Below are 25,416 nucleotides of genomic sequence, written 5' to 3' on the forward strand. Positions count from 1 at the left end.
GGCGCGGTTTCGGCGCGACAGCGGCGCCTGCCGCAGCGCCAGCCGGCCGACCGCGCTCCAGCCGAAGAAGCGGTTGACCCGCTGCAGGATGACGTCGGACGAATGCTGGATCTCCAGCGCCATCGGTCCTTCCACCCGCAGCACCAGCGTCGCCGGTTCCTGCGGCTGCCCCTCAACTGGCCGCGGCCACTGCATCTTCAGGGGCTCGGAATGGGCGGCGATTTCGGCTCCCGCAATGTCGGCCCAGCGCGTCACCAGCTCGCGCGCTGCAAACCCCTGTTTTGCGTACGCGTCGGAAAAGACGTCGCTGAGCAGGACGGAGAGGGGTTTTGCGCTGAACGGGCCGGGCTTGGACATGGGGCGACTCTATCCGAGCCGGCTGCCGCGGTCACGCCGCACGCGGACGAATCGCCTTCAGATCGCGGTCAATCTCACGCCGCCGCTGCATCAGGTCGTAGTCCATCTGCAGCCCGAGGAAGAATCCTTCGGACATACCGAAGTAGCGCGCGAGCCGCAGATCGGTGTCGGCGGTAATGTCCCGCTTGCCCAATACGATCTCATTGATCCGGCGCGGCGCCACGTGAACCGCACGCGCCAGTCCGTTCTGACTGAGCCCCATCGGCTTGAGAAATTCTTCCAGCAGGATTTCGCCGGGATGCGGGTTTTGAAGCAATCCGCCCCTAGTCGTGGTAGTCGACGATTTCGACATGCGTCGGTCCTCCCTCATGCCAGACAAAGCATATCCGCCACTGGTCGTTGATCCGGATCGAGTGCTGGCTCTGCCGGTCTGCCTTCAAAGCCTCAAGTCGATTGCCAGGCGGAACACGGAGATCGGCGAGTATCCGCGGCTGATTTAAGAGACGAAGTTTCCTCAGGGCGATGTTCTGAATATCGGCCGGTAGTCTTCGGCTTCGCCGTCCGGACCAGATCAACTCTGCTTCCGGATCGGAGAAGCTCTGAATCATGCGCAACTATAACGCGTTGCGTTATAGTTTGTAAACTCTGGTCATGGCTCGAATCCGATTTTAAGATGAAGTGTGCCCTCACTCGCCGCCCGCAAGAAACAGACCGCCGCAGAAAGCAGCGCCTCCCGCCCCGCGCTGCTGCTCGACTGGTACGACCGCCATCGCCGACGGCTGCCGTGGCGGGCGGCGGCCGGCGAGCGGGCCGATCCGTACCGGGTGTGGTTATCCGAGATCATGCTGCAGCAGACCGGGGTCAAAACGGTCGGGCCGTATTTCGAAAAGTTTCTGGCGCGCTGGCCGGATGTCGGCGCGCTCGGCCGCGCCTCGCAGGACGATGTGCTGCGGATGTGGGCCGGGCTCGGCTATTATTCGCGCGCCCGCAATCTGCATGCCTGCGCGGTCGCGGTGCTGCGCGACCATGGCGGGGTGTTTCCCGGTAGCGAGGAAGGCCTGCGTCAATTGCCAGGCATCGGTCCCTACACGGCAAGGGCGATCGCGGCGATTGCCTTCGACATCCAGACCATGCCGGTCGACGGCAATATCGAGCGGGTGGTGTCGCGGCTTTATGCGGTGGAGGAACCGCTGCCGCAGGCCAAGCCGCGCATCCAGGAACTGGCGGCGACGCTGCTGGGTGCCTCTCGCGCCGGCGACAGTGCGCAGGCGCTTATGGACCTCGGCTCGTCGATCTGCACGCCGAAGAAGCCGGCCTGTGCGCTGTGTCCGCTGAACGAGGATTGCGCCGCCCGCTTGCGCGGCGATCAGGAGAGTTTTCCGCGCAAGGCGCCGAAGAAGTCAGGGACGCTACGCCGCGGGGCCGCCTTCATCGTCACGCGCGGCGATGAACTCCTCGTGCGCACCCGGGCGGAAAAAGGCCTGCTCGGGGGCATGACCGAAGTGCCGGGCTCGGACTGGCTGGCCGGGCAGGACGACAAGGCGGCGCTCAAACAGGCACCCGAGCTGAAAGGCATAACGCGCTGGCACCGCAAGGTCGGCGTGGTCACCCACGTATTCACGCATTTTCCGCTCGAGCTCGTGATCTACACCGCGGATGTGGCCGCGCGCACGCGGCCGCCGGCGGGCATGCGCTGGGTGCCGGTCGCGACGCTGGCCGACGAGGCGCTGCCCAACGTGATGCGCAAGGCGATCGCGCACGGGCTGGATTGAAGTTCAGGCGGCGCGGGCTTCCCGTCCCTCGGAGGCTGCCATCAGGAACGTCCGGTTGCGGCCGGTTTTCTTGGCGACATAGAGGCCCTGATCGGCGCGTTCGATCATGTCCTGGACGTCGCGGTCGCTTTCCGCATTGATCGCGACGCCGATCGAGACGGTCGCGGGAATGCTCGTCTCGCCATGGCTGATGGTGGTTTGCTCGATCGAGCTCCTGATACGCTCGGCCAGCAGCATGGCGGTTTCCTGATCGATCTCGCGGAGCAGCACCACGAACTCCTCCCCGCCGAAGCGGGCGGCCTTGTCGGTGGTGCGGATCGACTGGCCGATAATGTCAGCGACTCCCTTGATCGCATCGTCGCCGGCCGCATGGCCATGGGTGTCGTTGATCTTCTTGAAATGGTCGATATCGATCATCAGGGTCGCCATGCCGCGCTTGTAGCGCCGGCAGAATTCCGCCGTGTCGTCGGCGACGGCGAGGAAGGCGCGCCGGTTCATCAGCCCGGTCAGATAGTCGGTGTCAGCCATTTTCTGCAGCTTGACGAGGTCGTCCTTGAACTGCAGGGCGTTTTCGGTGGCGCGCAGTTCGGCTTCCCTGGTTCGCTCTTCGGCAAAGCCGATGCGTCGCAGCAGCGAACGCAGCGCCCGCGTGAGCTGAACGACTTCCACCGAACCGCTTTGCCGCGCCAGCATGGTTGGACCCGAAGCACGTCCGATCCGGTCGGCTTCCGTTGTAAGGGCGATGATGGGCCGCGCGATCCGCCGGGAAATGGCGACGGCCAGACCGAGGCCGATCAGGGCCGTGACGGCGCCAATGCCCAGAATAATTTCCGCCGACGATATGGCGGCGGCGAGCGCGATACCGGTCGGCTGGCTTGCGGTCACGATCCAGTTCAATCCCTGATATTCGCGGTGACCCATGCCGACATAGAACGCCGTGAGCATGCGCTGGTCGCCCGAGATTTCGGAGAAGGCGCCTTTGCGCTTTTTGAGAATATTGGCGAGCTGCTCGCCGCTGTAGCGGGTCGTGCCCTTGTCCGGGCCGACAAGGACGACCCCGTTCTTGTCGATAATGGAAAGCCGCGTGTCGGTGTCGCCGTCATTGGCTTCGACATCCGTGATCAACTGGCTCGCCCAGTCCCAGTTCAGATGCCCGCCGAGCACGCCAAGCAGTTTGCCGGAGGAATCCTTGACGGGAAAGGCGAGGTCGACGAACCGGTAGGGTTCGCCGTTTTCCCGTTGCGCCAGAAGCGACGCCAGCAGCACCGCCTCGTGCACATCGCCGATCGCGAGCCGCTGCAGGCCCTCCTTGAACCAGGGCCGCGCCGCGACTGAGGCGCCCTCGAGCAGGCCACCGGTTGCGGCCACGACCTTGCCGTTGACGTCGGCGAAGCCGATCCAGGCGAGATCGGAGAAGGTCGATTGCAGTTGCTCCAGCGAACGTCGAAGCTCGACCGGATCATCCCGCCACAGTTTCTGCAGGGGCTGCAATTGCGAGAAAAGATTCATTTCCTGCTGACGTTCGGCCATGAAGCGGTCGAGTCGGCCGGAGGTGGAGGAGGCCACCGTCGCGAGGCTGCTGTTCACCAGCGAAGCGGTGTTCCGATAACTGACGAAGGCTGCGCCGCCGGCCAGAGCTCCGACCAGCAGAACGGACGTGACCGCCGCCGCCGTGGCGATCTGCATCTGGACGGTCAGGCGGTCTTCGATGGCATGCAGGCGGTCAGCGAGCTTTTGCAGCAAATTGCGCATTGGCGTGGTTCCGGTTTGCAGACCTTTTTCGCGCGATCCCGTTCCAACATGTTAAAGCCCGCTCGCGCCAATGCGATCGTGTTAAATCGCGCGTGAAACGGCATGGTTGAGCAAGCATTAACGTTCCGTACTTCTGCGGAATCAGTGCCGGGAAGGCTGAGGGAATGAAACGGGCGCGACCGCGCGGGCGGCGCCCGTTTGCCTTCAGTTTGGCCGCGATGTCTCGACGGCGAGCGCTACGATCCTTCGCACCAGCGGCAGCACCGCGAGCAGGGTCGGAAACGCCACCAGCCACGAGATCGCCCATGCGGCGGGCCAGGTCGCGAGAAAGGCTGATGTCGGCCCGAGACTTCTCAGCGTCGAAATCGCGGATACGACGAACGTCATCAGCACCGACAGCACCAGCGGCATGACGATCGCCGCATAGCGCGCAGGCAATTTTCCGCGCCGGCGCGGAGCAGGAGAGGGGGTCATGATATCACTCATTGGAATTTCGGTCGGTCAATCACGGGCGCGTATGATGCATTCCACCTCGGTCGAGCCGACCGGTTGAATGCGTTGCCTGACGTGAGACGCTTACGGTGCGCAGGACGCGCAGCACCGGCTTCATAGCCGCGGCGTCGGACGGGCACCAGCCAAATTCACCGGCTCAGACCTGGAAATTGTCAAAACCGGCCGCTCGTTCCGGCGAATGACGCTCATCCTGCTGACACCATGCTGGCAGCAGGGTTGCGTTACCAGAGAGCCTCACGGAGGTTCCCATGGTCGAGACCGCTCTTGATAATCTAAAACCCCCGCCGTCCTCAAAACTGCTCGGCTGGCACCTGCTCGACGCGCGGCCGAAGGACGGCTGGATCCGCATCGGCTTCGACGGCAAGCGGGATTTCTGCAACCCGGCCGGCTTCGTGCAGGGCGGCATTCTCTCGGCAATGCTCGACGACACGATGGGGCCGGCCGTGTTCGTCATGACCGAGGGAAAACTCTACACGGCGACCATCACTATGACGGTGAATTTTCTCAGCCCCGCCAGGCCGGGCCCGATCACCGGCGAGGCCACTGTCACACAGCTCGGCAAGACCGTTGCCTTCGTGGAGGGGCGGCTGATGGCCGAGGATGGCACCGTGCTGGCGACCGCCACGACCAGCGCGCGGCTGGTCGAGACGGTGAAGGCGATAGCGCCCGCTAGCCTGCGGCCCGCGGCGCTTCCGGCGTGAGCTGGACGATCGGCGGCTTGGCGTTGAGGCCCTCGACCTGGAAGCCGGCGACACGCTTGTAATTGGCGGCGATATCTTCCAGCTCCTGCAGCGACAGCACGTCGGTGACGACGTTGTAGCCATTGGGCGCACGCTCCTCGACCATCTGCATCACCTGCTCGGGACCGTTGCGGCGGTTGAGCATCACGAGGTCCGTCGTCGCCGGGCGGCGCTCGGCTTCATAAGCTGCGAGCGCGGCATTGGTGGGACCCTGCGCCTGGATCTCGCGGGTGATGACGCGGGCATCCAGAATGGCCTGTGATGCACCGTTGGAGCCGATCGGGTACATCGGATGCGCGGCATCGCCCATCAAGGTGATCCGGCCGAATGTCCATTGCCCGACGGGATCGCGATCGACCAGCGGATATTCGTAGGCGTGCGGGCAGTTTTCGATCAGGCCGGGCACGTCGAGCCAGTCGAATTTCCAGTCCTTGAACCAGGGCAGAAACTCTTCGAGTTTTGCCGTGCGGTTATAGTCCTCGCGCCGCCACTGGTAGGTCGGCGGCATGTGCCGTTCGGCCACCCAGTTGATCCTGCACTTGCCTTTGCTGTCGGCCTGCTTCGAAATCGGATAGCAGACGAACTTCAGGATTTCGTGGCCGGCCATGATCATGGTGCGGCCGGACAGGAAGGCGTCGCTGTCGGTGATGCCGCGCCACAGGATGCGGCCGTTCCAGATCGGCGGGCCTTCATTGGGATAAAGCTTTTCACGGACCGCCGAATGGATGCCGTCGGCGGCAATCAGCAGCACGCCGTCGTGGCTGCCTTGCGATTGGCCGGTCGCCTTGTCGATGAATTCGGCGCGGATGCCGTTCTCCGTATCGGTCCAGCCGGAGAGGTGGTGGCTGGTCAGGATATTCTCTCTTCCCAGCCGCTCGATCACGGCATCGAGCAGGATCTGCTGCAGCGTGCCGCGATGGATCGAGAATTGCGGCCATTTGTAACCGGCCTCGATGCCGCGCGGCTCGCTCCAGATCGGCTTGCCGTGCTTGGAGAAATACGCGAGCTCCTTGGTGCGCACGGCCGCCGCGTCGAGCTTGTCGTGCAGGCCGAGTTCGATCAATTCGCGCACCGCATGCGGCAGCACGTTGATACCGACGCCGAGCGGCCGCAGTTCGGGCACGCTCTCGAATATTTTGGCAGGTATGCCGATCTGGTGCAGGCTGAGCGCCAGCGTCAGCCCGCCGATGCCGCCACCCGCGATGAGAACAGTCATGGTACGCCCCTGTTGCTTCCCAGGCGTCATGGCATGAGGGAGGGCAGGGGGCAACTGCGAAGGCCCGGCAACACCAAATATAGCTAGCTCCACGTAAGGTCCGCCTAACCGTGGCACGGAGCTTCGCGCGCGACGATGAGGAAGCGGCGCTAAAACGTAAAGGTTGCCGCCGAGCGACCATCGATCACGTGCCAGAGTGCTGGCCATCGTTTCGTGCCCGCGAAATCGATCGCGACTGCGCGCTGTCGAGTCGGTCCCAGAATTAGGACGCTGAGACTCCATCCGCGTCGTGCTGCATGCGCAACATTGCGAGCAGCTCCGTTTATTTGAGGGGTATAGCCGGTATTGCTTGCCGACTTTGAGACTCGGGATTGCTTCGTGTTTGGTTGTTCGCGCTTTCGCTGGCGTCGCTGTTTCGTGACTGGCTTAATATTCCCGTGGGTATAAATTCGGTTGCGCTCCACGGGGTGGATACAGAGGAGCTGACTATGAGCAAAAGCATTCTTGTCAGTCTTGCTATCCTCACCCTCGCCACTTCTACCGCTCTGGCCGCGCAGCGGACGAATCGCCAACCGATGAACGCATTTGCCAGTATGCGCGCGTCTCCGCCAGTCGCCGGGCCGAGCGCTGTGAATCGCAGCGACCGCGCCCTCTATATCCGCAATCTACACGACTCCGGGTACAGTCCGAAGAATAACTTCAACGCATCCGGAAACCACCAAGTGGCGGATTAGCGTCAGGTCTTGTCGGCGCGTCGCGATATAGGCGAGCGACCAGGTCGGAAAATTGTCGGCGACCAAAGTCGCGCTACTCGCCGGGCGAAAGCATGCGACCCGAGATCGAGGCTCACAACCGCACGCAGCTCAGCAAGCGCCTTGCTCGCATCGCAAGCGATCTCAAAGACCTGAGAGCAATTCGTTCGTCCGCGCCATAGGTCGGCAGACGACGGCGACCTGGATATTGTAGTCCACGACGCCGGAGCCTCGACCGCGCGTCACCATCTGGCGGGCAATCAGGTCGGGGTCCGCAATACCTGCGGGTCCGGCGTGGCGAGCATCTGCGCCTCAAGTGCCTTGCTGTGCTGCTGATCCCACACGTGGGTGCGTCCGTGCACCTCGTTCGTTGCGTTTGCATGAGTCTGCTCATGGTCCATCGCGACATATTGCACCGCCACGACCTAGGTCGCCTTTGTGAGCAAAGCGAACATAGATTTCGCGTCACCAAGTTTATGAGCAGACGGCTTGGTTTACGGAAGAACCCTACGATCTTCACCAGCCGGCCGTCGGGGCCGATCTCGCCGAAGTCGATTGACGTGTCGCCGCAGGTTCCGTCCGCGCGCACCAGCCGCCAGAGGAAGCGGACCACGTTGTGATGGACGTCGATACCGCTCATGAACTCGAGCCGCGCCCCGGGCCGGCTCGCCAGCACTTCGCCGATCTTCTTCGCCAGCGCCTCACGCCCGGCCAGCGAGACGTTCGGATCGAGATAGACGCCGTCTTCGCCCCAGCATTGCGCGAGCAAGGCGCGTCTGGCCGTATCATCAGGCTCGTTCCATGCCGCCATATAGTGCGTGACGGTGGTCGCGATTGCGCTCTTGTCCATCAATGCTTCCCTCGAGCTTTGGTCTCCAAGGGGTTCACTCTGCAAGGAATTGCGGGACGGGTCACTTACATCGGAGGTAATTGCCGTTCTGATGCGATAGTCTAGATTGCCGGCATGGGTGTTTCGGACACGAACTCGCACGAGCTATCGGCTGGACATTTCAGTCGCCTGCTAAAGCATTGGCGGAGCGTTCGCCGCCTGACCCAGATCGAACTGGCGGCGGATGCCAACGTATCAGCCCGGCACCTGTGCTTTCTGGAGACCGGCCGCTCGCAGCCGAGCCGCGAGATGGTGCAGTTGCTCGGCAGCGCGCTCGACCTGCCGCTCGAGGAGCGCAATGCTCTGCATGTTGCGGCGGGCTTCGTGCCGCCCTATGGCGACAAGGGGTTGGCGGCCGAAAATCTGCAGCCGGTGCGGCAGGCGCTGGATTTCATCCTGCGGCAGCAGGAGCCCTATCCGGGCATCGTGATCGACGGGCACTGGGATGTTCGCATCCGCAATCAGGCGTCGGCGCGTCTGCTCAAGCCGTTTCGCGATTCATACCAGATGGAAAACGGGCTTGCCGACAATGCGATGCACGTCGTCTTTCATCCAAAGGGCCTGCGGCAGTTCATGCTGAACTGGGACGAGTTCGCACGGCAGTTGATCCAGATCCTGCACCGCGATGTCGCGCAAGGCAGCCGCGCCGCGGCGCAACTGCTCGATGAGATCATGGTCTATCCCGGGCTGTCGGCCGAATGGCGGCTGCCGCGCCATTCGTCGGCGTCGTCGCCGGTCATGACGATGCAGCTCGCGAAAGGCGACTATCGCCTGGCGTTCTTTTCCACCTTCACGACGCTGGCGATGCCGACGGACGCTGCGCTGCAGCAGATCAAGATCGAATGCTTCTTTCCAGCTGATGACGCGACCGCCGAGAAGGCGCGCCAGATGGCCCTTTGAACAACCCCGGGAGATCGAGATGCAGGCTGCTTTGCGCGACCATCAATCGGCCGAGACAATGAATGAGCTGCGTGCGCTAAATGCCCGCTTCATCCATAATTTCGTGACCAGCGACGTGCCCTCGCACGACGCCATCCTGCATCCCAGCTTCATCAATATCTGGCCCACCGGCCAGCGCTGGGATCGCGCGACCTACCTGAAATACTGGGCGACCGCCTTCGATCCAGAGGTCATCGTTTATTGGGACGTTCGCGACGAACTGATCACGGTGGTCGGCGATGTTGCGCTGGTGCGTTCCACCAACAAGCACATTCGCCGCCGCGATGGCCATGAAGTGACCGGCATGACCACGTATACCGACACCTATCTGTTCGAGAACGGCGCGTGGAAGTGCATTCAGGCCCAGCTTACGGCGGTGGCGCCTGAGCATTATCCCGCCGACGATACGATCGTCAGCGTCTACATCGAGGGCAAGCTTCAGCCGCGGGCGAGTTGAACCGCCAAAGGATACTCCACCCACCGGGGGTGGACGGCTCAGGGGTATGCCGGTAACGTCCGGCTTTCCCCATGAGGACCGCCATGCTCAAGCTTTACTACGCCCCCGGCACCTGCGCGCTGGCTTCGCATATCGCGCTCGAAGAGGTCGGCGCGCCCTACAGCGCCGAACGGCTGAACTTCAAGAACAACCAGCAGAACAGTCCGGATTATCTCAAGATCAACCCCAAAGGCCGCGTGCCCGCGCTGGTGACTGACAGTGGGGTGCTGACCGAGACGCCGGCGATCCTTGCGTTCATTGCGCAGAGCTTTCCGAACGCGAAGCTCGCACCGCAGGACTCCTTTGCATTCGCACAGGTGCAGTCGATCAACAGCTATCTTTGTTCCACGGTGCATGTCGCGCACGCCCACAAGATGCGCGGCGCGCGCTGGGCGACCGAGGAAACGTCGTTCGCCGATTTCAAGCGCAAGGTACCGGAGACGATGACCGCGTGCTTCACGCTGATCGAGCGCGACATGCTCAAAGGGCCCTGGGTGATGGGCGAGCAGTACACGATCTGCGATCCCTATCTCTACACCATCGCCGGTTGGCTGGAGGGCGACGGAGTCGATCTATCCAAGCTGCCGAAGGTCGTCGCGCATCGCCAGCGGATGGAGGGGCGGCCGGCGGTGCAGAAGGTGCTGGCCGATGAGAAAGCTTAGAATTTAGCTCGTAGGGTGGGCAAAGGCGCATAGCGCCGTGCCCACCTTCACGATCTCAATATTTAGTGGTGGGCACGCTTCGCTTTGCCCACTCTACGAAGCCTTCCTCCCACGCTCCATCTCGCGGCCGATGCCGAGCATGAGGTTGCGCAGCCAGATCGAGCCCGGATCCATCTGCGCGCGGGTCGGGTAGAACATGTACTGCTCGTCGATGCCCGGGTCGAGCGGCGGCGCGACGGTCGCGAGCGATAATTGCTTCGACAGCGCGCCGATCAGGCGGCGCGGCACGAAGGCGACGAGGTCGGTGCGCGCGGCAACATGCAGCGCCTCGATATAGCCGGGCACGACCAGCGCGATCCGCCGTTCGATGCCCTTGGGGCGCAGCCACATATCGATCAGGTCCTCGCTCTGGCCGCGGATCACGACCGCGACATGGCGGGCGTCGAGAAAACTTTCGATCCGCTTCAGCCGCGTGCCGGCGGGGTGGCCGCGGCGGACGGCGAGTGCGTCGCTGTCGGTGTAGAGCCGCTGCCGGTGGAAGCCGGTGAAGGCGTTGCCGATCGAGATCACGAGATCGATGGTACGGGCGAATTCCGCGGTGAAGATCGCAGGACCCCGCCACGGCACCACGTCGATCCGGACGTTCGGCGCGGCCTTCGTGATCTTCTCCATCAGCGGTGGCATCAGCAGCTCGACCGCCAGATCCGGCATCATCAGGCGAAACTGACGTTCGCTTCTGGCGGCGTCGAACGCGTCGGCGACGAACAGCGAGCGCACCTGGTCGAGCGCCTGCGCCAGCGGCGCGCGCAGCGCTTGTGCCCGCGGCGTCAATTCCATGCGCGCGCCGGTTCGCACCAGCAGCGGGTCGCCGATCAGGTCGCGCAGCCGCTGCAGCGCATGGCTCGCCGCCGGCTGCGACAGCCCGATCCGCATCGCGGCGCGGCTGACGCTGGTTTCCTTCAGCAGGGCGTCGAGCGCGACCAGCAAATTAAGGTCAAGCGAATTCAAATTCATATGATGAATATATATCATATTCTCTATCGATTGGAAGAATGGTGATGCCTGCGCGAGATTACGTCCAGCAAACAACGAAGCTGGACTTGCATGACCGATCGCCTGAAGCCTGCCACTGAGCCCTATGACGCGCACGTGCAGGCCATCTTCGACAGACTGCCGCGATCCTGGATGCCGCCGTTCCGGCTATTCACGACGCTGGCACGGCATCCGGCGCTGTTCGAGCGCTTCATCAATGGCGCGCCCGCCTATCTCAGGGATTCGCACGTCAGTCTAAGGCAGCGCGAAGTTTTCCTGCTGCGCGTCACGGCGCGGTGCGGCTGCGAGTATGAATGGGGCATGCGCGTGCATTACTTTGCCGAGGAGGCGCGGCTGACGGAGGCGCAGGTCAGCGCCACCGTGCATGGCAATGCCGCGAGCGCGTGCTGGGACGCGGCCGACGCCGTGCTGATCCGGCTTGCCGATGAATTGCATGAGCGTTGCGACGTCAGCGACGACCTATGGAGCGCGCTGCGTCCGGCGTTCGACGACGAGGCCATTCTCGAACTGCTGGTGATGGCCGGCTACTACCGGACGGTCGGCCATGTCGCGAACGCCCTGCGGTTGCCGCTCGAACCCGAAGTGGGTCGACCATTTCCCAAAGCTTGACCAATAAATTGTCAAAAGGAGAAGCCGCCATGAGCGCAGCAGCGAACAAGAAACTCGTGCAACAGGTCTATGCCGATTCTGCCAACCGGAGCGGGACGACCTTTCTCGACAACCTGGCAGAGGATGTCACCTGGGTCGTCACCGGCCAGTATTCATGGTCTGGTGAGTTCAGGGGCCGCGAGGCGATCAATAACGGCTTGATGGGGCATTTGCGCTCGCTGCTTGCCGCCGCGCGGCCGCGGACGCTGGCGTTCAACTTCATCGCGGAAGGCGACTACGTCGTCGTCGAAGCGCGCGGCGACAATGTGGCCAAGAGCGGAGAGCGCTACGACAACCAATACTGCATGGTCTGGCGCATCGAGGACGGCAAGATCAAGGAGATCAAGGAATACTGCGATTCCGCGCTGGTCGAGCGCGTGCTCGGGCCGTTCCCCGCAGAGCGGAAGTTTGCCGCTACGGTTTGAGACGTTGAGCAGCGTTTACGCGGCGCGCGGGTTGCATCGGCGGCTGGGCTTGAAGCGGTCCAGGGTCGTTGCAATAGCGGCAAGCGCGCTCGCGCTTGTGCGGGCGTGGCGCCAACGCAGCCGTGACCGGTGCCTGCTGGCCGCAATGAGCGAGCGCGAGTTTCAGGATATCGGCACCTGCTGGTCGAAAGTTGCCAATGACGTCGCCAAGCCGTTCTGGAAACAACAAAGTCTGAAATGAAAACGGCGCCCGCGAGGGCGCCGTTTTTGCTGAGTTAGGTCCGATCAGGCGGCCTTCACCGACATATGCTTGAACATGTTGCTGCGGGCTTCGTCGTCCATCTCGGTCTTGAACTTGAAATTGTCCTTTAGCGCGATCGCTTTTGCCGCCGCAGGGCGCGCGCTGATTTCGTCGACCAGTCGCTTGACGTTGGGATATTTGGCGGCGGCGTCCTCGCCCATCACGAAGGCGGCCATCCGCGCCCAGCCCCATAGCGCCATATCGACGATGGTATAGGTGTCGCCCACCATATATTTGCGGCCGGCGAGATGGTCGTTGAGAACAGTGTAGTGGCGCTGCGCCTCGAACTGATAGCGGTTGTTGGAATAGTCGTGGTTCTGGTCCTTCGGCGCGAAATGCTTGAAGTGCACCGCCTGTCCCGAATATGGCCCGATGCCGGTTGCCACGAACATCAGCCAGGACAGCATCTGCGCGCGATTTTGCGGCGTGTTCGCGGGAAGAAACTTGCCGGTCTTTTCGGCGAGGTAGAGCAGGATGGCGTTGCTGTCGAACACCGTGACGCCGTCGTCGTCGATCGCGGGCACCTTGGCGTTCGGATTGATGGCGAGATATCCCGCCTTGAACTGGTCGCCCTTGCGGGTGTCGACCGCGACTGGCTCGTAGGCGAGGCCGGCTTCCTCGAGGAAGAGGGCGACCTTGGTCGGGTTGGGCGATCCGTTGAAGTAGAATTTGAGCATTTGGAATTTCTCCCCCATTGCTTCTTGCAAGGAAACTTGTCTCGGCACGCGGCGGCATGGCCGCCGGGAGCCACGTCCATGCTCAAATTTTTATTGAATGCGCAAGCGACGAGTTCGTGACCGGCGCGCCCGCCACCGTTTACGACAGCGCCAGACCGCCAATGCCGGCGACCGCCAGGCCCGCACCGGCAGCGATCATGATCGAGGCGAAGCGCATTTCCGTGCGCAGCGCCGTGCGTTGTCCCGCCCGCTCCGATCCCCGCGCGTAGCCGTGGACGATGATCTGCTCGCTGAAGGTGCCGCTGGCGTCGAGGATGTCGGTCAGGCCTGCGCAGGCAACCAGGATGCCGAGGATGATCAATCCGGCGGGACCCAGCAGGCTCAGCAGCAGCATCGGAAATACGCCGATCAGGAAAATCGGCAGCAGCGGCAGCACAATGAAGGACTCAGAGCCTCGCGTGCGCATGGCAGTAGTCTCATGGGGAGAATGAATGTCGCAACTGTCTACTAAGATAAGGGCGAAAAGGCGCGCGACCACCCCCGCGTCCGGCACGGCTGCCATGCCCCTTTGATCGGGGTGGTTGCGCAAGAGGCGGGCAAACCGCGTTGTGCGTCAGGTCGCCTCCGCAAGCAATGCGCACGCTGCCGTGCTTTGGCGCGGCCAAAGGCCTGCGCAGCCGGACGCCTGGTGACGAGGTAAACCGCCTCTTAACCCGCCGCCATTTCCGAGCGGATCTCGGCGCGCAGCTCGTCGATCAACCTGAGGCCGTTCTTGGTCTCGACGTGCCAGAAGGTCCAGCCGTTGCAGGCGCCGGAGCCTTGCGCCACCGCGCCGATGCGGTGGATCGAGCCGACCTTGTCGCCGAGCATGATGGCGCCGTCGGCACGGACCAGCGCGCCATGACGCTTTTTGGAGTCGACCAGCTTGGTGCCGGGCGGGATCATGCCGCGCTCGATCAGCTCGGAGAAGGCGACGCGCGGGGCGTCGCGCGCGGTCATGAACGGCGCCAGCGTTGCCTCGGGCAGCGGCTCGACCGCTGCGATGCGTGCTTCGGCCGCAGCCGCGTAGGTCCGGTCGCGCTCGAAGCCGATGTAGCGGCGGCCGAGACGTTTTGCCACGGCGCCGGTGGTGCCGGTGCCGTTGAAGGGATCGATCACGAGATCGCCGGGCTTTGACGACGACAGCAGCACGCGCGCCAGCAGGCCTTCCGGCTTCTGGGTCGGGTGCACCTTCTTGCCGTCGGCTCCCTTGAGGCGCTCTTCGCCGGTGCACAGCGGTATCAGCCAGTCGGAACGCGCCTGCACGTCCTCGTTGGCGGCTTTCAGGGCTTCATAATTGAACGTATAGCCCTTGGCCTTCTCGTCGCGCGCCGCCCAGATCATGGTTTCATGGGCATTGGTGAAGCGGCGGCCGCGGAAATTCGGCATCGGATTGGTCTTGCGCCACACAATATCATTCAGAACCCAGAAGCCGAGGTCCTGCATGATCGCGCCGACGCGGAAAATATTGTGATAGGATCCGATCACCCACAACGTCGCCGACGGTTTCATGACGCGGCGGCAGGCGAGCAGCCAGGCGCGGGTGAAATCGTCATAGGCGCCAAAGGATGAAAACTTGTCCCAGTCGTTGTTGACGGCATCGACATGGGATTCGTCGGGGCGCTTGAGATCGCCCTTGAGCTGCAGGTTATATGGAGGGTCTGCGAATACCAGATCGACCGAACCGGCCGGAAGCTTCGACATCTCCGCGACGCAATCGCCGACGACGATACGAGCGCTGGACTCAGACTCAAATTTAGTGCGGGGCGCCCTTGCAGACGCCCCGCGACGCGACACTACCATGACTCAATTACTCTGACTCAGGCGACGCTGTCGGCGACGCGGGACTAAACAACCGACTGGCGATACATTGACCCGCCAAAGTAAAAATCGACTTAACCAAGAATGTTATCGATGCAGAATGCAAAGAGAGTTCATCGGCAACATTGCCAGCAGAGATTGCGACGGCTTGCGCACTAGGCAATTTTTGCCGGGCGGGCTATTGATTAATGGAATGGAAATTTTACGTGATTGCCGCGTTGGGTAATTCGGACCAACAGCCGGGGATGAGGAAACAGCGCCATGCGTTACGATGATTTCCGCCGCAGCGACGACATCGATGACCGTCGCGACGAGGGCGGCGGCGGAATGGGTGGTGGCGGCGGTGGTTTTGGGCTGCCGATGGGCGGCGGCGGATTAGGCATCGGCACCATCATTATCCTCGGTCTGGTCGGCTATGCCTTCGGCATCGATCCGCGCATCCTGATCGGCGGCGCCGAGATCCTGACCGGCGGCCAGCAGGCACCGTCCTATCAGACCGATCGCCGCTCGGGGCCGGCCAAGACCGGTGCGCCGAAGGACGAAGTCGGCAGCATGATCGCCGGCATCCTCGGTGAGATCGACGATCGCTGGAGCGAGATCTTCCAGTCCAGCGGCCAGAACTATACCGGGCCGCGCATCGTGCTGTTCCGCAACGCCACCAATGGCGGCCGCTGCGGCATGGCGCAGTCGGCGATGGGACCGTTCTACTGCCCGCCGGACAAGCAGATCTTCCTCGACACCGCCTTCTTCCGCGAAGTCGAAACGCGCTTTCGCGGCTGTTCGGGCAAATCCGCCTGCAACTTCACGACGGCCTATATCATCGCGCATGAGGCGGGCCATCACATCCAGAACCTGCTCGGCATCCTGCCGCGCGTGAACCGGCTGCAGCAGCAGGCCGGCAGCAAGGCGGAAGCCAATGCGCTGCAGGTCAAGGTCGAGCTGCAGGCGGATTGCCTGTCCGGCGTCTGGGTCAATCGCGAGGAGAAGAAGCGTCCCGGCTTCGTCGAGCCCGGCGATATCGACGCGGCATTGAAGACGGCGACCGCGATCGGCGACGACACGCTGCAGCGGCAGTCGACGGGCAGGGTGGTGCCCGACAGCTTCACCCACGGCTCCGCCACGCAGCGCAAGCAATGGTTCATGACCGGCTACCAGCAGGGCACCGTGCAGGCCTGCAACACGTTCGCAGCCGGCGCATTGTAAGTTGAAGCCAAGGAAGTATTTTGCCGTCATGGCCGGGCAGAAGCGCGAAGCGCGTCTTCGCGCAAGACGTCCCGGCCCATCCACGGCTATACTTTCAAGTGAGTTCGAAGACGCGGATGCCCGGACGTCTGCGCGAAGACGCGCTTCGCGCTCTTGCCCGGGCATGAGGGGAAAAGCAGTCATGTCCTCCATCGACGAAACAAAACAATTCGTGCCGCTCAACATCGCGGTGCTGACGGTCTCGGATACGCGCTCGCTGGCCGACGACAAATCCGGCGCTACGCTGGCGGACCGGCTGACGGCGGCGGGGCATCATCTGGCCGCGCGCGAGATCATCGTCGACGACGTCGATGCGATCCGCGTCATCATCAAGCGGTGGATCGCCGACGAGGGCGTCGATGCGATCATCACCACCGGCGGCACCGGTTTCACCGGCCGTGACGTCACGCCGGAAGCGATTGAGCCGCTGTTCGAAAAGCGGATGGATGGCTTTTCCATCGCCTTTCACATGCTGAGCCATGCCAAGATCGGCACCTCGACGGTGCAGAGCCGCGCGACCGCGGGCGTAGCGGGTGCCACCTTCATCTTCTGCCTGCCGGGATCGCCGGGGGCCTGCCGCGACGCCTGGGACGGCATCCTCGCCGCCCAGCTCGATTACCGCACGCGGCCCTGCAATTTCGTCGAGATCATGCCGCGGCTGGACGAGCACCTGCGGCGGCCTAAAGCACAAGGCGCTTCAGCCTGACCAGGAGTGTCCATAGCGCGCGCCCGACGTCGCGGTAGGCCTCCGCGCGCAACTGATGGGCGCGCGCGATATGGAAGTCGATGATTGCTGGCGTCACGCGCCGCGGGCTATCGCGACGCGCCGGCTTCACAGCTTCATTTCCCAGGTTTCGCCGACGAGGTCGACGCCGAAGCTATGATGCGGCTCTTCCTTGACGCGACGGAAGCCTGCGGCCTGATAGATGCCGCGCGCGGCGACAAGGATGCTCTGGGTCCACAGCGTCATTTCCTTGTAGCCCTTCTCGCGGGCACCGCGGATGCACTGCTCGACGAGCGCGCGGCCGACGCCGAGCCCGCGCGCTTTTTTCTCCACCAATAGCAGCCGCAGCTTGGCGACCTCGTCGCTGCCTTTCACCAGGAAGATCGAGCCGAGCGGCTCGCCGCCTGCTTCCGCGATCCAGCAATGCTCGCGCGAAGGATCAAAGTTCCTGATGAACTGCGCGCAGATCTCGGCGACCAGCGCCTCGTAGCTGATGTCCCAGCCGTACTCCTCGGCATAGGCCCTTGCCTGGCTCGAGATCACCCAGCCGATGTCGCCAGGCCGGTGGCTGCGCAGGATAAAGGCCGCCGGCTTCGCCGTCGGGCGCTCCAGCGTCTGCTCGATTGTCGTCATGGCGCGGACGACGGCGGCGCGCTGGTTGCCGTCCAGCGCGGTGAGCAGGCTTCCAACTTCCTCGTTTGTCATGCGCTCGAGCTCGGCCTGGGCGGAGCGGCCCTTCGCGGTCAACGAGAGCTCGTTGACACGGCCATCGTCCTTTGAGGGCCTTCGCGTGACGATCTGACGGCGCTGCAGCCCTTGCAGCGTGCGGCTCAGGAAGCCGGGATCAAGACCGAGGTCACGGGTCAGGTCGGTGGCGGTGCAGGCCGGGCGATGCCTGATCTCGTACATGATGCGCGCTTCCTGCAGCGTGAACGGGCTGTGCAGGAGCTTCGGCTCGATGATGCCGAGCTTGCGGGTGTAGAAGCGGTTGAAGGCGCGAACGGCCGCGACTTCTTGTTCGGAATTCATTTGCGACATTGGTCACCTCGATATTTGCCATTGTCAAATATATATTTGACTTTGGCAAGTTTATTCGCGAGGGCTGGCGCGTCCGGCTCGTGCCGTTTCTACTTTGCATCGGGTTGTTTTCGATATTTTGTGTCCGGCCCTGCGGAGTACCGCTTTAGGCGACGACCATGATCCGGCTGCGCAACTGGGTGCGCGCAGAGCGGCCGAGCTGGCGCAGCAGCCGCGCCTCGGAGCGGCGGGCATCGGGCCGGTAGCCGCCGAGCCTCTCATAATGATCGCGGGCGATCAGCAGCCCCTGTTCCGCCGACGGTCCGGCAATCATGCGGGCGACGAATTTGAAGCCGTCGCGCAGTCGCGTGTCGGAATAGGGCGAGCGGGCATAGCGGAAGACGGCGGCGCGCGGCCGGCCGCTGCCCGACACGGTCTGGATGAACTGCGTGGTCTCGTCGATCCAGCCGCTGTCGAGCACCGCGCCGGCGTGCAGGAACATCAGCCATGGCGAGCGCGCCGCCCGTGCGCCGGCGGCCAGCGCTGCGGCCCGTGTTCCCTCAAATTCGAGAAAGCGGCAGCCGGCCACGTCGGCCACCCGTTCGATCACGCCGTTACCGGCTCCGTCGACCAGCAGCACCTCGGAGATCACTCCGGCTGCGGCGCCTGGCACCAGCGCCGCCAGCGTTGCGACGGCCGGCTGTTCTATTCCTTCGGTCGGAACGATCACGCTCAACATGAATGAGGCTTCGCTGGCTCAAACGGTGAAAAACGCTGCACTGTTATCACCTTGTCACATTCAAAACAGCCGTGTGCGTGCGGTTTTTTAAGGCATGCGGCACCGGTGTCCTTTCCGGCATGTGGACATCGTGCGAATTGTTGTCGATGATGTTCTTGATTTGTTCCTTTCTCGTGCTATGTTCTTTCCATGAGCCGAGCATCCTCTCATGCCCTCAAGCACCCGCCGGTCACGCCGCTCTCCGAGCCGGCGGGTGCGACACCTTTCCCAGAGCTTGCTGTTGCCGTCGAAAAGCAGCGGCGGCGCGGCCGTGGCGCGCAGTCCAACCAGAGCGGGCGGTTCGAGGCCGAGGCGCGCGTCGCCTTCGACGACGGCTGGCAGAGCCTCGACGACCTGCCGCCGTTCAAGACGACGGTGTCGCTGGACACTTCGCGCAAGGTCATCACCCGCAACGTTTCGCCCGACATAGGCTTCGACCGCTCGATCAATCCCTATCGCGGCTGTGAGCATGGCTGCGTCTACTGCTTCGCGCGGCCGACGCATGCCTTTCTCGGTCTGTCACCCGGGCTCGATTTCGAATCCAAGCTGCTCGCCAAGCCGGACGCGCCGGAACTGCTCGAGAAGGAACTGGCGGCGCCCGGTTATGAGCCGCGCATGATCGCGATCGGCACCAACACCGATCCGTATCAGCCGATCGAGCGCGAGCACAAGATCATGCGCGGCATTCTCGAAGTGCTGGATCGCGCCGGCCATCCAGTCGGCATCGTCACCAAATCGGCGCTGGTGACGCGCGACATCGACATTCTGCAACGGATGGCGAAGCGCAATCTGGCAAAGGTCGCGTTATCAGTGACCACACTCGATCCCAAGCTCGCGCGCACCATGGAGCCGCGCGCCTCGACGCCGCCGAAGCGGCTTGAGGCGCTACGGCAATTGTCGGAAGCCGGAATCCCCGCGACCGTGATGGTCGCACCCGTCATCCCCGCGCTGAACGATTCCGAGATCGAGCGCATCCTCGATGCCGCGGCGCATGCCGGCGTCAAGGAAGCGAGCTACGTGCTGCTGCGGCTGCCGCTCGAGGTACGCGACCTCTTTCGCGAATGGCTGATGGCGAACTATCCGGACCGCTACCGCCACGTCTTCACCCTGATCCGCGACATGCGCGGCGGGCGCGACTACGATTCGCAATGGGGCACACGGATGAAGGGCACCGGCCCGATGGCCTGGATGATCGGCCGCCGCTTCGAAATCGCCTGCGAGAAGCTCGGCCTCAACAAGCGGCGTTCGAAACTGACGACCGATCATTTCGTCAAGCCGAAGCGAAGCGGGCAGCAACTGAGTTTGTTCTGAGGCGTTGTCGTCATTGCCTGCGACAAACGCGAAGCGTTTGCGCAAGGGATCGAAGCGACGAAGCAATCCATTCTTTCCGTTACGCCGCGCTTTGGATTGCTTCGCTTCGCTCGCAATGACGGGGAGAGAGAGTAGCATGAGCAATATAAAGCCCATCCCGCGGTTCACCGTCATCACGCTCGGCGTGAGCGACATGCGCGCCAGCATCGCCTTTTACGAAGCGCTTGGTTTTTCCCGAAGAATGCGTACGACCGGCGAGGCCGTCGCCTTCTTCGACACCGGCGGCACCGTGATCGCGCTGTTCCCGTGGGACCAACTTGCGAGCGACGCCACGTTGCCGGATCAGCCGCGGCCGACCAGCTTTCGCGGCGTGACACTCGCCTGGAATTGCAGTTCGGTCGAGGAGGTCGACACGGTGCTGGATTTCGCCATCGCCTGCGGCGCGTCGCTGTTGAAGTCCGCGCACAAAACCGACTACGGCGGCTACTCCGGCTATTTCGCCGATCCCGACAACCACGCCTGGGAAGTGGTGGTCGCGCCCGGCATCGAGGTCGGCGACGACCGGCGGGTTCATCTGCCGGATTAAAACCCGTGGTGTCATGGCAGCGCCGCTTCTCTCTGGCGGCGAATTGCTGTATTGCGCCTCGATGGACCGCAAACCCACACCAGCATCGGAAGAGCAGCCGCTCGTCATTTTGACGACGCCGCGGCTGACGCTGCGGACGACGACTGAACATGACATATCGATTCTGCAGGATCTGATTTTTGGCGACGGCGATGTGATGCGCTTTGCTTTCGCCGGAGCGCCGATGGCAAGGGAGGCCGCCGAGGATTTCGTCCGAAAATTCTTCACCTTCGGCGGCAGCCTCACGGGGATGGCGATTCTCACGGAAAAGCCCACAGGCGAAGTGATCGGCTTTGCCGGCCTGTCCCCGTGTGACGCGTTGGGAGCCGACGATTTTGAGCTCGGCTTTGTCCTTGCCCGCCGGGCATGGGGCAGGGGGATCGCCACCGAAATCGGCGAGGCGCAGCTCGTCTTTGGGTTCGATCAATTGAAATGCAGCAGATTGCTCGGACTGGTCGATCCACGAAACGCGCCGTCCATTCATGCCCTCGAAAAGCTTGGAATGCACCGCCTGCGGACGATTGCGGACCCCAAGCGCGGCAGCCGGGACGTTTATGTGATTGAGGCCCGGGAATGGCGGCGGCGTCGTGCTGAATAACGGGAATTGCGCCGGGTTCCCGGTTGCGCGCCGCCGCGCGCTTGCGCACGATCCCGGCCATGATTCGGGACAAGTCCGCCAAAAAAACTGACAGAAAATCGGGTAAAAAAGCCGGCATGGAACAGGCCGGACTACCCAAAGGCGTGATTGCCGTCGCGCCGCCGAGCTTTCGCCGGGAGCGGGCGCTGATCAAGCGCGGTGTCTGGCCGGTTGCCGGCTGCGACGAGGCCGGACGCGGGCCGCTGGCGGGACCGGTGGTGGCGGCCGCCGTCATCCTCGATCCCAAGCGGATTCCCAAAGGCATCGACGATTCCAAGCGGCTGACGGCGGAGCGCCGCGAGGAACTGTTCGAGGAGATCTGCGCGACCGCGTCCTTTGCGGTTGCCTTTGCTTCGCCGGCGCGGATCGATCGCGACAATATTTTGCGCGCCTCGCTCTGGGCGCTGGCGCGCTCCGTGCGCGCGCTGCCCGAGATGCCCAAGCACGTGTTCGTCGACGGCCGCGACAAGATCGACGCGCCCTGCGACTGTGACGCCGTGATCGGCGGCGACGGCATCGTCATGTCGATCGCGGCCGCCTCGATCATCGCCAAGGTGACGCGCGACCGCCTGATGAGCGCATTGGCGCTGGACTGCCCGGGCTACGGCTTCGAGACCCACAAGGGCTACGCCGTGCCGGAACATCGCGAGGCGCTGGACCGGCTCGGCCCGAGCATCCACCACCGCCGGTTTTTCGCGCCCGTGATTGCCGCGCGGCAGAAGCATTTTCCGGAGACGGTCGAAGTCGAGCCCGATCTTTTCACGGCGGATGGGGAGATCGCTTCCGATATCTCCGTCACGATCTGAGATCGGTTGCCTCGGCGGCTCCTGCGCTCTATCAAATGTGCTTGGGGGACAGGCTTGGGGACAGGGCCGCCAGGCCCGGGCATTCGGACGTTTCATGCGCTTCACCTCGCTCGTTGTCGAACTGATCCGCGCCCGGCCGCGGCTGGTGGTCTTGCTCGTGGTGCTGGTCCAGGCCGCACTTTGGCTGTTCCTGCCGATGCTGCTCTATCGCAGCCCGCCCGGCGACCTCGCGACCGTGCTGGCCTTTGGGCGGGAATATCAGGTCGGAACCTCGCTCGGTCCGCCGCTGGCGTTCTGGCTTGCCGACATCGCCTTCCGCGCCGCCGGCAACAGCATGTTCGGCGTCTACCTCCTGGCGCAGGTCTGTGCCGTCGTCACCTTCTGGATCTACTATCAACTGGCGCGCGCCATTGTCGGCGGGCAGCAGGCGGTGCTCGCGGTCCTCTTGTCGATGACGGTGGTGGCCTTCAGCTCGCCCGGCGTCGAATTCGGACCCATGGTGCTGGCGTGCCCGCTATGGGCGCTGCTGCTGCTGCATTCCTGGCAATTGATCGGCCAGAACCGTCGCAACGCCTGGTTCGCCTGGTCGATCGAGGCCGGGCTGTTGTTGCTGACGACGCCGGCGGCACTTGGATTGCTGCTGCTGCTTGCCGGATTTGCCGTGGCCACGGAGCGGAGGCGGCGCGTGCTGATGTCGCTCGATCCGCTCTATGCGCTGCTCGTGATCGCCGTCCTGGTCTTGCCCTATCTGATCTGGCTGCTCCGCGCCGATGCGCTCGCGATGCCGCCATGGCCCGCGTTCTCCGACCTTGGCGCGCGCGCGATGCAATGGGGCTGGCTGCTCGTCGGCCTGGTGCTGGCGATGTCCGCCATCGTGCTGCTCGTAATCCTCAACTCCGGCTGGTTCACCCGCCATGCCGAGGAGGCGCCGATCATTTACCGGCCGCCGGTCGACCCGCTGGCGCGCGACTTCGTCTATTTCTTCGCATTGGCGCCCGGACTGCTCGGAAGCCTGATTGCGGGGATCTTTAACCTCGATCACGTGGTGGGCGGCGCCGGCGTCGCCCTGCTGATGTCGGGCTTGGCCGTCATCGTGGCGACCGGCGACCTGCTTCATCTGCGGCGCCAGCGCCTCTTGCGAACGGTGTGGGCTGCGGCCGTTGTCGCGCCGGCCGTGGCGGCCATTGCGACGAGCCTGTTCCTGCCCTGGACCGGGGACAACGAAGTGCCGACCGCGCTGCCGGCGAAGGCGATCGCGAGTTTCTTCGGCGACAATTTTGAGCGCCGAACCAACCAGCGCCTGCGCGCGGTGACCGGCGATCCGCAATTGGCTGGAATCGTCGCCATGCACCGCGGACGTCCGCATCTGTTGCTCGATGCCACGCCGGAAAAAACCCCGTGGCTTTCGGTCGCGAAATTCAGCGAGACCGGCGGCGTCGTGGTCTGGCGCGCTTCCGATACCTCAGGCATGCCGCCGCCCGATATCGCGCAACGCTTTCCCGGCCTGGTGCCGGAAGTGCCGCGCGTCTTCGAATGGATGGTGAACGGCCGCCAGCCGCTGCTGCGCGTCGGCTGGGCCATCGTGCGGCCGAAGGCGCAGTAGCGCCAGGAAAGTGAGTGCGAGACATGGATCTGAATCCGCCGGCGGGCTCGCAGATCTCGATCGATCGTAAGGACGTCGATCCGACCGTCATCATTCCGGCAACAGCCAGCTCGATGCGCTATTTCGGCGGTGCGTTCCTGCTGTTTTGGCTGGGCGGATGGATCATGGGAGAGAAGTCAGCCATCACTGGACTGTTGTAAGGGCGGTGTCTTCGGCGATGCCTTCCTCATCTTCTGGCTTGGCGGCTGGACCGTCGGCGGCATCTTCGCCGCGCTGACGGCCTATCGGATATTTCGTCCGACCGTACCCGAAGCGCTGCAACTGAGGCGCGGCAGCATTGCCTATGATTCCGGGATTCCGCCGCTCGAGCTCAACACCCAGACGCGAAAGAGCACCCGGGAATACTGGAGTTTGGTGTTCGCAAAGCGGATTCGTGCGGACTTCGAACGGCCGCAGCTACAAACACTGCGTTTGCGCGAGACCGAAAGCGGCAATCGCCTCACGATCGATCTCGGCGCGCAACGGATCGAGCTGGCGTCACAGGTCAGCGAAGTCGAACGCGAATGGCTGGCACGCCTGCTGGCGAAGCGTTACGGCCTGGCGCAAGCCTTGCCGGGCCGCGAGGTCGCGGACGCTTAAATAAATCCGTAGCGTGGGCAAAGCGTAGCGTGCCCACTATCACGAACGCGGGCTGGATGATGGGCACGGCGCAAGCGCGCCTTTGCCCATCCTACGAATTTACGAAGCCGCCAGCGCCTTTGCGATCGCGCGCAGATCCTGCCACGACATCCGCTTGTAGGACGGCGAGCGCAGCAGATACGCCGGGTGGAATGTCGCCATGGCGCGGATGGTGCGGGTGCCGGTATCGTAGTCGAACCATTTCCCGCGTGTTCTCATGATGCCCTCGCGGGTCGACAGCAGCGTCTGCGTCGACGGGTTGCCGAGCGTCACCAGCACGTCGGGGTTCACCAGCTCGATCTGCCGCTGGATGAAGGGAAGGCAGATTTGCGTCTCCTGCGGCGTTGGCGTCCGGTTGCCGGGCGGCCGCCAGGGGATCACGTTGGCGATGTAGGCCTTGCTGCGGTCGAGCCCGATTGCCGCGATCATCCGGTCGAGCAATTTGCCGGAACGTCCGACGAAGGGCAGGCCCTCGATGTCCTCGTCGCGGCCAGGCGCCTCGCCGACGAACATGATGCGCGCCTTGGGATTGCCGTCGGCAAACACCAGCCGCGTCGCGGTGTTCCGCAGCGCGCAGCCTTCGAATTTTTCCAGAAGTGCACGCAGTTCATCCAGCGTCGGTGCACTTCGGGCTGCTTCCCGGGCGGATGCGATCGCAACTTCCGGCGCGGGCGCGATTTCGCTGCGCGGAACAGCCGGCATCGCCGCTGGCATTTCCCGAACCGGAGGAGGTGGCGCACTCTCGCGCGGCACGAGCGCGGGGGCGGGCGCGTCCGGTTCGGCAAGGCGGTCGACCGGCTCCTCCGCCAGCGCGCAATCGACCCCGGCCTCCAGATAAAAGGCCAGCAATTGCCTGAGATTAGGGGCAGGTTCGGGGATGAAATCCATTATGCCAATCTAGGATCAATTGGACGGATGCGAAACCGCCTCACATTGCATTTCC

At 63.5% G+C, this 25,416-nt stretch carries 32 protein-coding genes; 17 read left to right on the top strand and 15 right to left on the bottom strand.

What is annotated here, in order from left to right:
• The 3 genes from CQ14_RS04820 to CQ14_RS41875 all read right to left on the bottom strand — a co-directional run.
• Nucleotides 1-357: DUF721 domain-containing protein (locus tag CQ14_RS04820; protein ID WP_057856795.1), on the bottom strand; the 357-nt coding region annotated here is incomplete at its 3' end.
• Nucleotides 358-388: 31 nt separating this feature from the next.
• Entirely contained in the window at nt 389-709 is a 321-nt protein-coding gene (locus CQ14_RS04825; RefSeq protein ID WP_057856796.1) for a HigA family addiction module antitoxin, read from the bottom strand.
• Complete coding sequence (locus CQ14_RS41875; RefSeq protein WP_082649705.1) at nt 681-965, bottom strand: type II toxin-antitoxin system RelE/ParE family toxin; 285 nt, start codon at nt 963-965, stop codon at nt 681-683. Before CQ14_RS41875 ends, CQ14_RS04825 begins: the two co-directional genes overlap by 29 nt.
• A 72-nt stretch (nt 966-1,037) precedes the next feature.
• Here CQ14_RS41875 and mutY point away from each other — a divergent pair, with 72 nt between their 5' ends.
• Nucleotides 1,038-2,129: an A/G-specific adenine glycosylase gene (gene mutY, locus CQ14_RS04830; RefSeq protein ID WP_057856797.1), complete on the top strand. Its 1,092-nt coding sequence runs from the start codon at nt 1,038-1,040 to the stop codon at nt 2,127-2,129.
• 3 nt (nt 2,130-2,132) lie between these two features.
• On the opposite strand, the gene CQ14_RS04835 is transcribed toward mutY, so the two are convergent.
• Nucleotides 2,133-3,881, bottom strand: coding sequence for a sensor domain-containing diguanylate cyclase (locus CQ14_RS04835; RefSeq protein ID WP_057856798.1), 1,749 nt, complete (start codon nt 3,879-3,881; stop codon nt 2,133-2,135).
• Between the two features lie 204 nt (nt 3,882-4,085).
• Complete coding sequence (locus CQ14_RS04840) at nt 4,086-4,355, bottom strand: DUF2798 domain-containing protein (RefSeq protein ID WP_057856912.1); 270 nt, start codon at nt 4,353-4,355, stop codon at nt 4,086-4,088.
• Nucleotides 4,356-4,642: 287 nt separating this feature from the next.
• Between CQ14_RS04840 and CQ14_RS04845 the strand changes: the two genes are divergently transcribed.
• Nucleotides 4,643-5,095 carry a PaaI family thioesterase gene (locus tag CQ14_RS04845; RefSeq protein ID WP_057856799.1) on the top strand — a complete coding sequence of 151 codons (453 nt, stop codon included), beginning with the start codon at nt 4,643-4,645 and terminating at the stop codon, nt 5,093-5,095.
• Here the strand turns inward: CQ14_RS04845 and CQ14_RS04850 are convergent.
• The gene (locus tag CQ14_RS04850) at nt 5,064-6,350 is read right to left on the bottom strand and encodes a flavin-dependent oxidoreductase (protein ID WP_057856800.1); all 1,287 of its coding nucleotides are present in this window, start codon (nt 6,348-6,350) and stop codon (nt 5,064-5,066) included. The genes CQ14_RS04845 and CQ14_RS04850 overlap by 32 nt on opposite strands.
• A 488-nt stretch (nt 6,351-6,838) precedes the next feature.
• On the opposite strand from CQ14_RS04850, the gene CQ14_RS04855 reads away from it, so the two are divergent.
• Complete coding sequence (locus CQ14_RS04855) at nt 6,839-7,084, top strand: hypothetical protein (RefSeq protein ID WP_156434685.1); 246 nt, start codon at nt 6,839-6,841, stop codon at nt 7,082-7,084.
• A gap of 278 nt (nt 7,085-7,362) precedes the next feature.
• Here the strand turns inward: CQ14_RS04855 and CQ14_RS43245 are convergent, their stop codons facing one another.
• The gene (locus CQ14_RS43245) at nt 7,363-7,524 is read right to left on the bottom strand and encodes a hypothetical protein (RefSeq protein ID WP_156434686.1); all 162 of its coding nucleotides are present in this window, start codon (nt 7,522-7,524) and stop codon (nt 7,363-7,365) included.
• 542 nt (nt 7,525-8,066) lie between these two features.
• On the opposite strand from CQ14_RS43245, the gene CQ14_RS04860 reads away from it, so the two are divergent.
• The 3 genes from CQ14_RS04860 (at nt 8,067) to CQ14_RS04870 (ending at nt 10,088) form a co-directional block, all read left to right on the top strand.
• Complete coding sequence (locus CQ14_RS04860) at nt 8,067-8,891, top strand: helix-turn-helix domain-containing protein (protein WP_057856802.1); 825 nt, start codon at nt 8,067-8,069, stop codon at nt 8,889-8,891.
• Nucleotides 8,892-8,910: 19 nt separating this feature from the next.
• Nucleotides 8,911-9,387 (top strand): nuclear transport factor 2 family protein, encoded by a 477-nt coding sequence (locus tag CQ14_RS04865; protein WP_057856803.1) that lies wholly within the window; start codon nt 8,911-8,913, stop codon nt 9,385-9,387.
• Nucleotides 9,388-9,470: 83 nt separating this feature from the next.
• Nucleotides 9,471-10,088 carry a glutathione S-transferase family protein gene (locus CQ14_RS04870; RefSeq protein ID WP_057856804.1) on the top strand — a complete coding sequence of 206 codons (618 nt, stop codon included), beginning with the start codon at nt 9,471-9,473 and terminating at the stop codon, nt 10,086-10,088.
• Nucleotides 10,089-10,181: 93 nt separating this feature from the next.
• Here CQ14_RS04870 and CQ14_RS04875 read toward each other — a convergent pair whose 3' ends face one another.
• A complete protein-coding gene (locus CQ14_RS04875) occupies nt 10,182-11,102 on the bottom strand; it encodes a LysR family transcriptional regulator (protein WP_057856805.1) in 921 nt (306 codons plus the stop codon).
• A 90-nt stretch (nt 11,103-11,192) separates the two neighbouring features.
• On the opposite strand from CQ14_RS04875, the gene CQ14_RS04880 reads away from it, so the two are divergent.
• Both CQ14_RS04880 and CQ14_RS04885 read left to right on the top strand, forming a co-directional pair.
• Nucleotides 11,193-11,750, top strand: coding sequence for a carboxymuconolactone decarboxylase family protein (locus CQ14_RS04880; RefSeq protein WP_057856806.1), 558 nt, complete (start codon nt 11,193-11,195; stop codon nt 11,748-11,750).
• A 29-nt stretch (nt 11,751-11,779) separates the two neighbouring features.
• On the top strand, nt 11,780-12,214 hold the full coding sequence (locus CQ14_RS04885) for a nuclear transport factor 2 family protein (protein WP_057856807.1): 435 nt from the start codon (nt 11,780-11,782) through the stop codon (nt 12,212-12,214).
• 285 nt (nt 12,215-12,499) lie between these two features.
• Here CQ14_RS04885 and CQ14_RS04890 read toward each other — a convergent pair whose 3' ends face one another.
• From CQ14_RS04890 to CQ14_RS04900, 3 genes are all read right to left on the bottom strand, one after another.
• Nucleotides 12,500-13,192, bottom strand: coding sequence for a glutathione S-transferase family protein (locus tag CQ14_RS04890; protein WP_057856808.1), 693 nt, complete (start codon nt 13,190-13,192; stop codon nt 12,500-12,502).
• A 139-nt stretch (nt 13,193-13,331) separates the two neighbouring features.
• Nucleotides 13,332-13,754 (bottom strand): hypothetical protein, encoded by a 423-nt coding sequence (locus CQ14_RS04895; RefSeq protein WP_245320193.1) that lies wholly within the window; start codon nt 13,752-13,754, stop codon nt 13,332-13,334.
• Nucleotides 13,755-13,900: 146 nt separating this feature from the next.
• Nucleotides 13,901-15,034 (bottom strand): site-specific DNA-methyltransferase, encoded by a 1,134-nt coding sequence (locus CQ14_RS04900; protein ID WP_057856810.1) that lies wholly within the window; start codon nt 15,032-15,034, stop codon nt 13,901-13,903.
• A gap of 279 nt (nt 15,035-15,313) precedes the next feature.
• Here CQ14_RS04900 and ypfJ point away from each other — a divergent pair, with 279 nt between their 5' ends.
• The gene (ypfJ, locus tag CQ14_RS04905; RefSeq protein ID WP_057856811.1) at nt 15,314-16,255 is read left to right on the top strand and encodes a KPN_02809 family neutral zinc metallopeptidase; all 942 of its coding nucleotides are present in this window, start codon (nt 15,314-15,316) and stop codon (nt 16,253-16,255) included.
• Between the two features lie 181 nt (nt 16,256-16,436).
• Complete coding sequence (gene moaB / locus CQ14_RS04910; RefSeq protein WP_057856812.1) at nt 16,437-17,000, top strand: molybdenum cofactor biosynthesis protein B; 564 nt, start codon at nt 16,437-16,439, stop codon at nt 16,998-17,000.
• On the opposite strand, the gene CQ14_RS48080 is transcribed toward moaB, so the two are convergent.
• The 3 genes from CQ14_RS48080 to CQ14_RS04920 all read right to left on the bottom strand — a co-directional run bounded on the left by CQ14_RS48080 (nt 16,975) and on the right by CQ14_RS04920 (nt 18,774).
• Entirely contained in the window at nt 16,975-17,130 is a 156-nt protein-coding gene (locus tag CQ14_RS48080; RefSeq protein ID WP_430650135.1) for an RSP_7527 family protein, read from the bottom strand. The two genes, moaB and CQ14_RS48080, sit on opposite strands and share 26 nt — an antisense overlap.
• Entirely contained in the window at nt 17,127-18,056 is a 930-nt protein-coding gene (locus CQ14_RS04915) for a bifunctional helix-turn-helix transcriptional regulator/GNAT family N-acetyltransferase (protein ID WP_057856813.1), read from the bottom strand. The genes CQ14_RS48080 and CQ14_RS04915 overlap by 4 nt, the downstream gene beginning before the upstream one ends.
• Before the next feature lie 145 nt (nt 18,057-18,201).
• The gene (locus CQ14_RS04920; RefSeq protein WP_057856814.1) at nt 18,202-18,774 is read right to left on the bottom strand and encodes a glycosyltransferase family protein; all 573 of its coding nucleotides are present in this window, start codon (nt 18,772-18,774) and stop codon (nt 18,202-18,204) included.
• Nucleotides 18,775-18,963: 189 nt separating this feature from the next.
• Between CQ14_RS04920 and CQ14_RS04925 the strand changes: the two genes are divergently transcribed.
• The 7 genes from CQ14_RS04925 to CQ14_RS43255 all read left to right on the top strand — a co-directional run bounded on the left by CQ14_RS04925 (nt 18,964) and on the right by CQ14_RS43255 (nt 24,434).
• Nucleotides 18,964-20,124: a PA0069 family radical SAM protein gene (locus CQ14_RS04925; RefSeq protein ID WP_057856815.1), complete on the top strand. Its 1,161-nt coding sequence runs from the start codon at nt 18,964-18,966 to the stop codon at nt 20,122-20,124.
• A 136-nt stretch (nt 20,125-20,260) separates the two neighbouring features.
• Complete coding sequence (locus tag CQ14_RS04930) at nt 20,261-20,710, top strand: VOC family protein (RefSeq protein WP_057856816.1); 450 nt, start codon at nt 20,261-20,263, stop codon at nt 20,708-20,710.
• Nucleotides 20,711-20,771: 61 nt separating this feature from the next.
• Nucleotides 20,772-21,347 carry a GNAT family N-acetyltransferase gene (locus tag CQ14_RS04935; protein ID WP_057856913.1) on the top strand — a complete coding sequence of 192 codons (576 nt, stop codon included), beginning with the start codon at nt 20,772-20,774 and terminating at the stop codon, nt 21,345-21,347.
• A 59-nt stretch (nt 21,348-21,406) separates the two neighbouring features.
• A complete protein-coding gene (rnhB, locus tag CQ14_RS04940) occupies nt 21,407-22,192 on the top strand; it encodes a ribonuclease HII (RefSeq protein WP_057856914.1) in 786 nt (261 codons plus the stop codon).
• Nucleotides 22,193-22,286: 94 nt separating this feature from the next.
• Nucleotides 22,287-23,795: a glycosyltransferase family 39 protein gene (locus CQ14_RS04945; RefSeq protein ID WP_057856817.1), complete on the top strand. Its 1,509-nt coding sequence runs from the start codon at nt 22,287-22,289 to the stop codon at nt 23,793-23,795.
• A gap of 23 nt (nt 23,796-23,818) precedes the next feature.
• A complete protein-coding gene (locus CQ14_RS43250; RefSeq protein ID WP_156434687.1) occupies nt 23,819-23,995 on the top strand; it encodes a hypothetical protein in 177 nt (58 codons plus the stop codon).
• Complete coding sequence (locus tag CQ14_RS43255) at nt 23,925-24,434, top strand: hypothetical protein (RefSeq protein ID WP_156434688.1); 510 nt, start codon at nt 23,925-23,927, stop codon at nt 24,432-24,434. The genes CQ14_RS43250 and CQ14_RS43255 overlap by 71 nt, the downstream gene beginning before the upstream one ends.
• A gap of 99 nt (nt 24,435-24,533) precedes the next feature.
• Here the strand turns inward: CQ14_RS43255 and CQ14_RS04955 are convergent, their stop codons facing one another.
• The gene (locus tag CQ14_RS04955) at nt 24,534-25,361 is read right to left on the bottom strand and encodes a uracil-DNA glycosylase (protein ID WP_057856819.1); all 828 of its coding nucleotides are present in this window, start codon (nt 25,359-25,361) and stop codon (nt 24,534-24,536) included.
• Nucleotides 25,362-25,416 lie beyond the last annotated feature (55 nt).

Origin of the sequence: Bradyrhizobium lablabi (assembly GCF_001440475.1) — a bacterium.
Taxonomy (GTDB): domain Bacteria; phylum Pseudomonadota; class Alphaproteobacteria; order Rhizobiales; family Xanthobacteraceae; genus Bradyrhizobium; species Bradyrhizobium lablabi.

Coding starts and splice junctions, on each gene's coding strand:
- ypfJ (WP_057856811.1), top strand. CDS start 15,314: ATGCGTTACGATGATTTCCGCCGCAGCGACGACATCGATGACCGTCGC.
- CQ14_RS04915 (WP_057856813.1), bottom strand. CDS start 18,056: ATGTCGCAAATGAATTCCGAACAAGAAGTCGCGGCCGTTCGCGCCTTC.
- CQ14_RS04930 (WP_057856816.1), top strand. CDS start 20,261: ATGAGCAATATAAAGCCCATCCCGCGGTTCACCGTCATCACGCTCGGC.
- CQ14_RS04925 (WP_057856815.1), top strand. CDS start 18,964: ATGAGCCGAGCATCCTCTCATGCCCTCAAGCACCCGCCGGTCACGCCG.
- CQ14_RS04865 (WP_057856803.1), top strand. CDS start 8,911: ATGCAGGCTGCTTTGCGCGACCATCAATCGGCCGAGACAATGAATGAG.
- CQ14_RS04945 (WP_057856817.1), top strand. CDS start 22,287: ATGCGCTTCACCTCGCTCGTTGTCGAACTGATCCGCGCCCGGCCGCGG.
- CQ14_RS41875 (WP_082649705.1), bottom strand. CDS start 965: ATGATTCAGAGCTTCTCCGATCCGGAAGCAGAGTTGATCTGGTCCGGA.
- CQ14_RS04835 (WP_057856798.1), bottom strand. CDS start 3,881: ATGCGCAATTTGCTGCAAAAGCTCGCTGACCGCCTGCATGCCATCGAA.
- CQ14_RS04895 (WP_245320193.1), bottom strand. CDS start 13,754: ATGGCAGCCGTGCCGGACGCGGGGGTGGTCGCGCGCCTTTTCGCCCTT.
- CQ14_RS04920 (WP_057856814.1), bottom strand. CDS start 18,774: ATGTTGAGCGTGATCGTTCCGACCGAAGGAATAGAACAGCCGGCCGTC.
- CQ14_RS04855 (WP_156434685.1), top strand. CDS start 6,839: ATGAGCAAAAGCATTCTTGTCAGTCTTGCTATCCTCACCCTCGCCACT.
- CQ14_RS04825 (WP_057856796.1), bottom strand. CDS start 709: ATGTCGAAATCGTCGACTACCACGACTAGGGGCGGATTGCTTCAAAAC.
- CQ14_RS04860 (WP_057856802.1), top strand. CDS start 8,067: ATGGGTGTTTCGGACACGAACTCGCACGAGCTATCGGCTGGACATTTC.
- CQ14_RS04850 (WP_057856800.1), bottom strand. CDS start 6,350: ATGACTGTTCTCATCGCGGGTGGCGGCATCGGCGGGCTGACGCTGGCG.
- CQ14_RS04955 (WP_057856819.1), bottom strand. CDS start 25,361: ATGGATTTCATCCCCGAACCTGCCCCTAATCTCAGGCAATTGCTGGCC.
- CQ14_RS04900 (WP_057856810.1), bottom strand. CDS start 15,034: ATGGTAGTGTCGCGTCGCGGGGCGTCTGCAAGGGCGCCCCGCACTAAA.
- CQ14_RS04875 (WP_057856805.1), bottom strand. CDS start 11,102: ATGAATTTGAATTCGCTTGACCTTAATTTGCTGGTCGCGCTCGACGCC.
- CQ14_RS04870 (WP_057856804.1), top strand. CDS start 9,471: ATGCTCAAGCTTTACTACGCCCCCGGCACCTGCGCGCTGGCTTCGCAT.
- rnhB (WP_057856914.1), top strand. CDS start 21,407: ATGATTCGGGACAAGTCCGCCAAAAAAACTGACAGAAAATCGGGTAAA.
- CQ14_RS04840 (WP_057856912.1), bottom strand. CDS start 4,355: ATGACCCCCTCTCCTGCTCCGCGCCGGCGCGGAAAATTGCCTGCGCGC.
- CQ14_RS04890 (WP_057856808.1), bottom strand. CDS start 13,192: ATGCTCAAATTCTACTTCAACGGATCGCCCAACCCGACCAAGGTCGCC.
- moaB (WP_057856812.1), top strand. CDS start 16,437: ATGTCCTCCATCGACGAAACAAAACAATTCGTGCCGCTCAACATCGCG.
- CQ14_RS04845 (WP_057856799.1), top strand. CDS start 4,643: ATGGTCGAGACCGCTCTTGATAATCTAAAACCCCCGCCGTCCTCAAAA.
- CQ14_RS43250 (WP_156434687.1), top strand. CDS start 23,819: ATGGATCTGAATCCGCCGGCGGGCTCGCAGATCTCGATCGATCGTAAG.
- CQ14_RS04885 (WP_057856807.1), top strand. CDS start 11,780: ATGAGCGCAGCAGCGAACAAGAAACTCGTGCAACAGGTCTATGCCGAT.
- CQ14_RS04880 (WP_057856806.1), top strand. CDS start 11,193: ATGACCGATCGCCTGAAGCCTGCCACTGAGCCCTATGACGCGCACGTG.
- CQ14_RS04935 (WP_057856913.1), top strand. CDS start 20,772: ATGGACCGCAAACCCACACCAGCATCGGAAGAGCAGCCGCTCGTCATT.